Below are 10460 nucleotides of genomic sequence, written 5' to 3'. Positions count from 1 at the left end.
TCAACTTAAGAAACGGATACTTCCCAAAACGAAAAAATAAGCCGTTTTCTGTCAAAAATAAACGGAATTTTCATCTTGGGGGTATTTGTTTTTATTAAGTTGATGGGCATGCGGCTGTACCCCCAAATGAGCTTTCAGACAATATTAAAGAGGTTGTAATTGAAGTAATGGGACTTATTATGAAGGTTCGTGTAATCTTGTGCCAAAAGAATAATAGCGATACAAAATAAGATTAGTATTAGGAGCTGCAGATACGTTTTAGTTTGCAATAAGCTATCTAAATATGTATTGGTAGCTACTAACACGTTTAAGGACCGTTTACACTCTTTAAAAAATGCGTTCATCCCCCCCCTTTTAATTAATACTCTAACATGCTATTCTTCCCTATTTTTATTACATGTAAACTCATAGCTGTCCGCTCTATAAAATTTCATGCACCGTAATTATTAATTATATATAAAATATAGTTAACACGCGGATTTCTATTCCAAAAGAAAAAAGCACCCATCAGGATGCTCCATTTCTAATGATTTAAACACAATTTGCATAGGGTCGCAATATCAATCAAAGCTGGTAAAAATTCTATGTATCGATTTTTTCTTTGCCCTTGCAAATAAACCAGCATATTAAAGCTACAAGTAGTATAAGGAGAAGTAGTTTTAAGCATCAGGTAATACAAATTCCATTTGCTTACTCTGTGTTTTAAACCCAAGTTTTTCGTAGAATCGTATAGCCTTCTTGTTAAATTCTAAAACATTTAATTCTACGCTTGTTGCTTGTATTTCTTTAGCATACTCAAATGCTTTTTGTACTAATATTTTTCCGATTCCAGTTCCTTGACATATTTCGCTTACACCAATATTGCGGATAAAGAGTACTTTTCTCTCAACTAACTTTGGATTTTCGGATGGCTCTTTAATATCTAAGATTATGTAAGCAAGAATCTCTTTATTATTGTCCTCTACTACAAATATCTCTATGGTTGTATCAATAAGCCATTCTTCGTATGCATTGTGATCCAAAGAAGCTGAAGTATCAGAATAAATATCTGGTCTTCCCTCTATATGTAACTGTTGAACTTGCTTGTTTATATTTGATATATCCCAAAAATCTTCTGAAGTAGCTATTCTTACAGTGAAAGGCAAAACTTCATTAGACATAAGTACATCCCTCCTAATGTTTTACTTAAAATATACTTTTTTCAGTGTGTTTAACATAACGCATCATTATCGATAGCAAGGATAAGGAAGCACCCTACTCTCACAAGGGAACCTTCTTGTTCTCACCAAAACTTCCACCACGGGTTCTTCTCTTTCACAGCAGCAATCTCATCCCGAAATTCCTGCAAAGAAAAAAGCCCCATTTAGAGCCTCTTATTCTATATTAAGATTACTAGTCACATCACAAATATTTCCTGTTATTTAATTAAATAAGAATTCGCTTATCCATTCAGGGTCTTTTCTATCCTCTTTATTATAATCAAGAAGACACTCTTTCATTATTTTTGTATCTCTCGGTAACCTTTTTTCTAACTTTGACCATCCGTCAAAAATCATTTTGTTTGGCAAAGGAAACACAAATCCCGTAATACAATCCCAAAAGGCATCCCAATTTTCCCCGTAAAAATCAGGAAACTCGAGCTTCTCTTTAAGAAGTAAATGTAATTCTTTTGCATTATAAATGTTGCTTACATCTATGACCATAATTGATTCATGTTTATTACTCAATTTATACACCCCATTAACATATTAGGCTTATATTTTATCATTATTTTACAAGATATCACTTATTCCTAGTCACTTGTATACTTCACTAGCAGAATAATATACAATCTCGTCCGTCATAACGTCACGACACCTACTAGTGACAGTATTCCATGATGTTTAGAAAATTCCTGCTTATAAAAAAAGCCCCGATCAGGTTTTTTTGCAAGACGACTGTCATGTAATTGTTAATTGAAGAAGGATGTAATATTTCAGAAATCATAGATGGTACGTGCCATTCCCCTCCGCCTTGAATACCGGTGGCTAAGATAACCTTGCGGGCCAGTAATGTATTAGAAGATGCTCCTGCACCTTCAATATGCAGTCGATAAACGTCTTCCCCTGCAGGCTCAATAAGTTTCATCTTTACCTCATTAACAACAGGTAAATTAAGAACCTTTCGATACCAACGTAGATAGTTCATCCAATCGTTCCGCGGGATCATATCGAGGTCCTCCCAACTTTTTGGTCCAAATTGCGCTTCCCACCAGGAGAGAAAAGTCAGAGAAGGCACTCCAAGATCAATGGATATCAAATGTTTAGGTGTACGCAATGTCATCATACGAGCGTAAGTTACCCATGGTCCTTCATATCCTTCAACGATTTCGTCGATGATAAAGATATTAGATATTCTTTCACGCAATAGCCCAAAGGCCACACCTAAGCCACACTGGCCGCCTCCTATAATCATTGTATCGTAGCATGCCCTTCAGGATGGTGGGTTGGACATATCCAGTCCCCTCCCCCAAATGCAAGATAAGAAACATCCCTTTTTACTTGTTCATTTAAAGCTTCTAAACTCATAATTTTTCATACCTTTCAATATATGACTTATTATCTTCTGAACTAATCGTTAAGTTATTCTTTACTTTATCTGAATGGTGGCTTTTTCTTGCATCGTCTTATGAGCAGCATTAATCGATTTCAACAATTTTATTAAGATTTTCTGAAATCATCGACATTGCCTCACCTCCTTAACTCCCACATTACTATACCCCCCTATTGTATATAAAAGTATTTTTATGAAAATTCAAAAATTAAAATAGGTGTTTGACGAAGAATTTTATTTACTTAGAATTACCCTTGACTGAAGTGCATCCTTCTATGATGGAAGGCATACCCCATTACCCAACTTCATGGGTACTACGCTGGTATCCGACTCACTACAACGGCATTCGGTTTCCTTACTTTTTTCGTTTGTACACCATACTCTCCTAACAAGAAAAGACCGATAGGGTCTCCCGAGTTACCGTATCATATCAATATGTAACGTGCCAAGGTCTCTGAATCCAGAGAGGTTTTATCCATCTTGCCTTAAACGAAGGATAAAATGTAGCTTTCTGCTGCAGGTAAAACATCAGCCCTCTTGATTTACTAACGTTATGGAGCTCAATCCCTTCAACCATTTGGCTTTCGGCCCGCCACCTAACTGTCTACGCTTAAAGACTAACGTTACCTTTAGCCCTCCAAGACTCGCTACGAGCGAATCGCTAGTTCTTACTCGACGGGAATCCCTCCCGTTATATGATACGACCTAGGCTCGGCCGCACATCTGCCTCGTTAGTTAATATGAAAATGAAACCCAATGTCTTTCAGGCGAAAGTATAATCTTGGTTTGGAAATATACAACTGTTTGGACATAAAAAAGACCATCGAAATGATTGTCTTGCAGAATGTAGACAAATGCATAAAATAACGGATGAACCTTTCTCTGAACACTTACTTTATTTCTTTCATAAATAGTCTAACGTTTTCAGCGATTTCTTTGAATTTGGTATGGTGTAAATAATGTGATCCATCCATGGTTACTACTTTTCCATGTACCGAGTCTTTGATCTGCCCTTCATGCAGAGATATCCATCCTGCTACACCTTCATTATTCGCTTGTACAAAGAGAAGAAGTGGAAGATATTTAGGGAAGGTTAAACCTTGAGCCCCTTTAAAATTAGACGAAATATGGTCCATCTCATTCAAAGTTGTGTCATTATACATGTTTTTATTCGAAATCATTTTCATTTGCTCTACGGTTTTTTCATCAAATGCCAGTCCAGCATAGGGGTCAGCACTGATTTTCATAGTCAATCTTAAGAGACCTGATTTTTTGAGAAATGCAAACGTTTTTAATGGGAAATTGATATCCATACCCGGTTGTGTTGCAACACTACTATCGATTCCGACAAATGCAGTCACCTCGTTTGGATATTTGTTCACATAATCAATTCCATAAATGCCTGTAATGGAGTGGCCCATGAGCATGTATCTGTTAATATTAAGCTGCTGTAGAGCTTCATGAACTTCACTTACCATATTCTCCGTGGTTCGCTCTTTTACAGTTTCATCACTTAATCCATAACCGAAAGGCTCTACCGCAACAACTTTGTAAAATGGAGATAATTCATCGATAAGAAGCTTAAAATCAAGCCCTGGAGTAGCTGTTCCATAACCAGGCAGGAGCACGATCGTTTCCTCGCCCTCGCCTTGAATTAACACATTCATGTTTTTCCCGTCTACAGATACGTGCTGTCCGTAGGGCACTATTCGTTTTTGCTCCGAATAACTACTCATCACATTTGCGATATAAACAATACCTAAAAAAAGTACAATGGCTAGAACGATTGCTCCTATGATTTTAAGTAAGATGTTACGCACTTTCTTTATTTTCATTCCACTCAGCGTTTTCTTTTCCTCTTGTTGTGTCACTGTCATCTCCTCCTTTCCTTTCCTGTCCTGATTTGTTTGCCTTCCTTCATGTGCCTGTAATTTAACTATCAGAAAAGATGAACTTCTATTATAAATCTTAACATAAAGGATATGTTCCAAATAACAATGAGGATTCATAGTAGAATTTATGCTGTTTTTATATGAAAAATCCTCTTCAAAATGCAAATAAAAAGGGCTATTTCAGCCCTTTTTTATTTATAAATCCTCTATATCATATTCAGTATATCCCTCATAATAGTAACTAATATCAATGCCTTTCATAAATACTTCACGGCTATTTATTTTATCTACTAGTGCATTTTGTAGTAAATGCTTAATTTCAATATCTTTAATCGGGCTGCGTTCCATTGCCAGTAAATAATCTTCTTTATCAATCCTATTCCAGTCAACCACCTGTTGAATTTCATTCTTAAAGATTAAATCTAACCATATTCTAGTCGCTCTACCGTTCCCTTCTCTAAAAGGGTGGGCAATATTCATTTCAACATACTTTTCAACGATTTCATCAAAGGTTGTTTGTGGCATAGTATTTATATGTTCTAGTGAATGGCTTAGATACATAACAGGAGCAAATCGAAAGTTCCCCTTCGCTATGTTAACCTTTCGAACCTTTCCAGCAAAGAAATAAATATCCTCAAATAGATAATTATGAATGTCAGAAAGCCCCTTAAATGTGCCAACTTCTATGTGGTTTATTTCTCCTGAATCATATAAATCTTTGGCTTTCATTTTTGATAGTCGTTCTTCCACTCGATTCAATTCCAACTGATTTTTGATACCTAATTTATTTTCTAACACGGTCATTCTCCTCTTTTTCTGCCATTAATTCTTTTAGCATATCCAAATCTTCTTGTGTGGCTAGATTCTTGATGAAACTTCTAGCCATAGTTTTATAATTGAGGTATTTCGCTTGTTGTGGATTACGTTTTTTATAGTTTTTTGTGGCTTCATTTTGCGCCTTGCTGTATGCCATTCTCCACTCTCACTTTCAAGTCTATAAGCATATTATATATGACTTAGTAATATATTCAAGCGAAAGACAAGGACAAGCTAGAGATCAAGTCTATGTCCATATCAAATATATAATTTTAGATTTTATCATTTCACATTATTTTAAAAACAAACTTCGATTTCAATAGATTAGGTTTCATATCCTCAATTGTTACAATGACTTTTACATGTTTTTCATACAGTATTTTATACAAATATAGGTAACTCAGTATCCTAATTTTAATATCCTGATGATTAAAATTAGGATAGAGTACGTGATTAAATTTCCTACTATCGTCTAAGTCTACATAGGAAATGTTAGTTCTCATAATCATTTTGATTCAATATGATAACGTATATAAGAAAAAACTTGTCCAAGCCTTAACAATCCTCTTCTCAATAGTAACGTTCCTATTTATTCATCCCATGTGTCTTGTAATATCCATCTTCTGATTTGCGAAAATTTTGCGACACATCTGTAGTCGCAAATAAAGACTTCCCATATATTATTATATCTTTACAATGAATAAACGAACATATATATTATTTAATTATATAAAAAATACATAATTAAATAACCTTATAAACTATATATAATTCAAACCAACATATCAGCGAAAGTAGATCCAACATTATTTTTACGCTTCATATGCTTTTCTAAATATATTTTAGTCGTTTGAATATTTTCATGACCAAGTGTTTGCATTAAATGATATAAATCTGCATTACCTTGTTCTACTGCCATAATTGCAAAAGCATGACGGAATGTATGCGCCGTTACAGGATTTTCACGATACAGTAGAAACTCTAAGTTTGTCTTTTTTATCATATCTGTTACTTGATTCGATAGTGTTTTAGAGTTATAAGTATTTCCTCTTTGATTTATAAATAATGGACTCTCATCCCCTTTTTCCAATACCGTTTGGCATCCTCTTCTCCGCCTCATTTCACAAATACACTGGTATAAATATTCCGAAATGAAAAGTTCACGCACTTTATTCCCTTTTCCAGTGACTTTTAACCAGTACTTTCCATCATAATGTAAATCTTTCACTCTCGCGGTGCACAATTCTTGAATTCTTGCACCAGTACTTGCCAAGGCTAGTAAAATTGTATAGTTTACTAAATGTCCTCTTTCTTTATAAAACCCTAAAATTTTCATAACCTCATCATAGGAAAGATCCCGATTTGGCCGATCCTGTTCATTTACATTTGCGCGCTGCAGTTCTTCATGAAGAGGCCTTTCAATATAAGAAAATACATGAAGATGTTTTAGAAAAGAACGAATGAGCACTGTTTTCTTTGCAAGTGTTGCCACTGCATATGTATCACCATTCCTACCATTCTCTACCTGCTTCAACCAAGAATTGTACTTACGAATATGCCAAGGTTGTAATGTTTTTAATAAAGAATCTTTTTCCTGTACCTCTTCTCCATCTAATTCGAACTCTTCTGCATGCTGCACCATGCACTGACAAAATGACAAGATTTCAGATATATAACTCTTTTTCGTATCCTTTTTTCTATTCTTCTTCTCATCCATATCTTTTTGTAAATGTACGAAATGATAAATAACTTCCAGGTCACTTAAATACGTATATTTACTCTTTCCCTCTTTTTCTGCAACCTCCATCTTCTCTTCCACTTTATCTACATAATGATTGTTATGCAGATATGGAATGATATCTCTTATATTCTCTAAATATGTATCTATATATTTATTTTTATTATTTATAATAGATAAATTCTCTCTTCCACTTTTATTATCCATATTTCAAATTAACCTCTCCTATTGAAGATTATGAATATAATTCTCTTTATTAACTATACTTATCATTTTATTTCACTTCTATGAATTATACAAATGATAATTAATAGACTTTCTGTAAGAATGCATCATTCTTCTCTATTTACCTATTTATATATTTTTTTATAATTTATTAGTAAATATATAATCGTTCGTTATATATAATAGTATTTTTAAAACGAACCTGTTATTAACTTTTTATAAGAACATAATAAAAAGTTAAATATAATCTTAACTATCTATAATTCACATTTTAATATTTAACTTTTCACAAAATTTATTTCTAGTTTTAATTACAAATAAAATTCTGATATGATATATATATAGGTTATAGATTAGTTAACAATAGTTAAGGAGGTATCCTTTCATGACACAAGATTTATTATTTATTACAAAGCCTACTGTAACGACAAAAGAGGCAGCAGACTTATTAGGAGTAACCGTACAGACAATATTAAAGAAAGAAAAAGATGGATTAATAGAATGTGTATATAAAAATAACTGGAAACAATTTGGTAGTAAGATTTTCTATTTGGAGGATATTGAACGCTTAAAAAATAAAGAAGAAGTTAAAGGCCTTAGCACAAAAGAAGCGGCTGAAATTCTTAATGTAGCACCATCTACTATCTTTACATACATCAAATCCGGAAAATTACCTGCAACAATGGTAGAAAAACGAGGAAAGCAAGTATATCTTATCGATGAAGAAGAGCTAGAGATTTTTATGCTTGATTATGAAAAAGCTAAAACAAAGGAGCGAAAAACATTCATCACTAAGATTCAAGGTGAAGATATATATATATATCTATATCAATTATTAAGACATCTACATACCGGAAAAACAGCTAGGGTAATAGAGATTAATGGAGCAGATGGAAAGATTCTTACAGAGGATGAAGAAATTTTTGCACTATCCACTTATAAGGAACATGATTATTCCTTTGAACCTCTTCAGAAACAAGCGGTAATTACAAAACGTGGGTATTTATCTTTTTCATTTAAAAAGCCTCAATTATTTAATTCCATTACTTATAATCTAATTAACTTATTTTATAAAGAACTTGGTGTCACAAATATACGATTGACTATTACATCAGATACTATCAAATTAGAAATTAAACCTTTCGTATTACAAGTAGAGCCATTGCAATTTCAAGAAGAGATTAAATATTTACATTCTCATATGATATCCGGTACAATCCTTCCACATGTAGAAGGGATTTACTTTAAAAGTAATGTCGAGCCATTAACTTTTCATGCCGATCATGAATTTAAACAAAAAGTAGTTCAAATGGCTGCGGATGCTGGTATTGGACAAGAAGAATTCTTATTACAAGCTGTAAAATCTTATATAGCAAATCTAAAACGATAATAAATTTGTGATCAATTAGAAGAAGCGTAGAAATTAAATCTTTCTAGGCTTCTTAAGTTACTCAATTTAATATACGGTGATTATTAATTATTTACTTTTGGACATATTCATAAAATCATAAAACATGAAATAAAAACGTCTTTCACGATGTTACACATAGAATACTAAGATATGAAGTTCTGATATTTGACTATATAGGATATCGTCAGATCGTCATCAAGCTAAAGTTTTGAAGTACCCCCTAAATGTTATCCACGTTTAAAAATGGTTATGAAAACTAACTCACAGAAAGTTCGAATAAACAAAAATGCGAAGTCATAGAATAGACTTTGCATTTTTATTTTTAAAGCAATTTCTATAAAGTTAAATCCTCTCTAATACCTCAGTAAGATAATTAGTAGATGGTAAATACTTCTTATTTGTAGACGGTATCCAAATTCCTGTACCAATTCCAGCGGTTGCTGGCGCTCTATTAATTGGTTTAGGAGTACCCTGCTTTGTTCATAGTTTAAGGAATTCCAAACAGTTCTACCTTTCAATTGATAAGCCCTCAAATGTATGAATGCTTGGGAGTAAAAAAGACGCCATAAGGCGTCTCCTACAATTGTGTGGATAAGGTTTAGTTTTCCAATCTGAAAAATTTTGTATCAACTCTATGAGAGAATATCATAATAACTGTTCGATTTAATACGCATTATTACATACACTCTTCCGAACTTCTATTTTTCTGTGTCGTATCCCACATAACATCGTACCGCTTCATTGAAATAAGGCTCAGGTATTTATTTTAAAAATTCATTTACTTATGATAAGATTCGAGATAATCCGCCTAAATAAAATCAGATCGTATCGATTTTTCGATAAGACCTGTCACTGCTACACCTTTACTTTATTTTTCTCAAAAACTTTACTACAATTTTTCCATATGTCGAGTGTAAGTAGTAATACATGAAGGGGCATGAGAGTTAAAACTTAGTTTATAAACACCCCTTTTTATATAACGGTGGCTGGTAAAGAATTAATTATTATTTCCTAAATTTTCTTTAATACTCTAAGAATAGTTATAACCAAATATGATATTGCTCCAGTTAAAGGAAATAATGCGATATTTTTAAACGCAGATAATTTGTTCTGAGCTATAAGAACCTCTGTATCTCCGTTAGGGTTAAGATTTAATACAAAAGATAAATCTTGCATATCACTTTTAAACCCGAAATAGAAAAAGGTAAATAGTAAGATCATTATTATGGAAGACCAATTTCCTTGTTTAAAGTGCAGAAATGAACCAATAATTACAAAAATAAAGAACAAAAACTTAAGTAACGAAATAGGAGATTCACCAGTGTGAATTAGTCCGTGTGAATTCTTTAATAAGTCTATTGTTAATGACATAAATACTAAAACTATTAACATCGCAATATTCGCAATTACAGTAAATAAGCTTAGTTTTTTTGATTTTATATTTCTCTCAACACTACCATTGTCCAATTCCATATATACACCTCGTTTACAATACTTTAATTAGATACAGGAAATAACAACTAACAAAACAAATATTACCATACATCTATGTGTATAGATAGATATTAATATATAATAATTTATATTTGATGGCATAAAATTTTTTGTGTAAATGAATACATACAAAAGAAGATTTTTTCGGATAGAATAGAGTTACCAAACAACACTTCATAGAAAAAAGCTCTTCTCTATGAAGCAGTTTACAACAGGTAGTGTTCAAGCACTAGTAAAAAAGAGATATTACAGAAATTCTTCGTGCTCATTTAGAAATATCACCTAATCTATT

Annotated in this window: 8 protein-coding genes and 1 pseudogene; 1 reads left to right on the top strand and 8 read right to left on the bottom strand. The window is 32.8% G+C overall.

Annotation, left to right across the window (positions count from 1 at the left end):
• Positions 1-659: 659 nt before the first annotated feature.
• From ACS2MN_RS16850 to ACS2MN_RS16820, 7 genes and pseudogenes are all read right to left on the bottom strand, one after another.
• Complete coding sequence (locus ACS2MN_RS16850; protein ID WP_098184132.1) at positions 660-1160, bottom strand: GNAT family N-acetyltransferase; 501 nt, start codon at positions 1158-1160, stop codon at positions 660-662.
• A gap of 261 nt (positions 1161-1421) precedes the next feature.
• Positions 1422-1727 carry a barstar family protein gene (locus ACS2MN_RS16845; protein WP_098184133.1) on the bottom strand — a complete coding sequence of 102 codons (306 nt, stop codon included), beginning with the start codon at positions 1725-1727 and terminating at the stop codon, positions 1422-1424.
• A 241-nt stretch (positions 1728-1968) separates the two neighbouring features.
• Positions 1969-2567 (bottom strand): annotated as a pseudogene (locus ACS2MN_RS16840) (FAD/NAD(P)-binding protein); the annotation flags it as partial.
• A gap of 915 nt (positions 2568-3482) precedes the next feature.
• Positions 3483-4463, bottom strand: a complete 981-nt coding sequence (locus tag ACS2MN_RS16835) for an alpha/beta hydrolase (protein ID WP_097859918.1) — start codon at positions 4461-4463, stop codon at positions 3483-3485.
• A gap of 216 nt (positions 4464-4679) precedes the next feature.
• Complete coding sequence (gene fic / locus ACS2MN_RS16830; RefSeq protein WP_033666950.1) at positions 4680-5288, bottom strand: protein adenylyltransferase Fic; 609 nt, start codon at positions 5286-5288, stop codon at positions 4680-4682.
• Entirely contained in the window at positions 5269-5457 is a 189-nt protein-coding gene (locus tag ACS2MN_RS16825; protein ID WP_000331760.1) for a hypothetical protein, read from the bottom strand. Before ACS2MN_RS16825 ends, fic begins: the two co-directional genes overlap by 20 nt.
• Before the next feature lie 615 nt (positions 5458-6072).
• Positions 6073-7245 carry a tyrosine-type recombinase/integrase gene (locus ACS2MN_RS16820; RefSeq protein ID WP_346994698.1) on the bottom strand — a complete coding sequence of 391 codons (1173 nt, stop codon included), beginning with the start codon at positions 7243-7245 and terminating at the stop codon, positions 6073-6075.
• Between the two features lie 403 nt (positions 7246-7648).
• On the opposite strand from ACS2MN_RS16820, the gene ACS2MN_RS16815 reads away from it, so the two are divergent.
• On the top strand, positions 7649-8653 hold the full coding sequence (locus ACS2MN_RS16815) for a helix-turn-helix domain-containing protein (RefSeq protein WP_438894726.1): 1005 nt from the start codon (positions 7649-7651) through the stop codon (positions 8651-8653).
• A 1032-nt stretch (positions 8654-9685) separates the two neighbouring features.
• Here ACS2MN_RS16815 and ACS2MN_RS16810 read toward each other — a convergent pair.
• The gene (locus tag ACS2MN_RS16810; RefSeq protein WP_000418041.1) at positions 9686-10147 is read right to left on the bottom strand and encodes a hypothetical protein; all 462 of its coding nucleotides are present in this window, start codon (positions 10145-10147) and stop codon (positions 9686-9688) included.
• Positions 10148-10460: the final 313 nt, after the last annotated feature.

Source organism: Bacillus cereus group sp. BceL062 (genome assembly GCF_051780025.1).
GTDB lineage: Bacteria > Bacillota > Bacilli > Bacillales > Bacillaceae_G > Bacillus_A > Bacillus_A toyonensis.
The sequence above is the reverse complement of the archived record's forward strand: the minus strand, read 5'-3'. Positions and strand labels throughout refer to the sequence as shown.

Bases quoted from the DNA above. Each gene is read 5' to 3' on its own strand.
- ACS2MN_RS16815 (WP_438894726.1), top strand. From the start codon at position 7,649: ATGACACAAGATTTATTATTTATTACAAAGCCTACTGTAACGACAAAA.
- ACS2MN_RS16825 (WP_000331760.1), bottom strand. From the start codon at position 5,457: ATGGCATACAGCAAGGCGCAAAATGAAGCCACAAAAAACTATAAAAAA.
- ACS2MN_RS16820 (WP_346994698.1), bottom strand. From the start codon at position 7,245: ATGGATAATAAAAGTGGAAGAGAGAATTTATCTATTATAAATAATAAA.
- fic (WP_033666950.1), bottom strand. From the start codon at position 5,288: ATGACCGTGTTAGAAAATAAATTAGGTATCAAAAATCAGTTGGAATTG.
- ACS2MN_RS16810 (WP_000418041.1), bottom strand. From the start codon at position 10,147: ATGGAATTGGACAATGGTAGTGTTGAGAGAAATATAAAATCAAAAAAA.
- ACS2MN_RS16850 (WP_098184132.1), bottom strand. From the start codon at position 1,160: ATGTCTAATGAAGTTTTGCCTTTCACTGTAAGAATAGCTACTTCAGAA.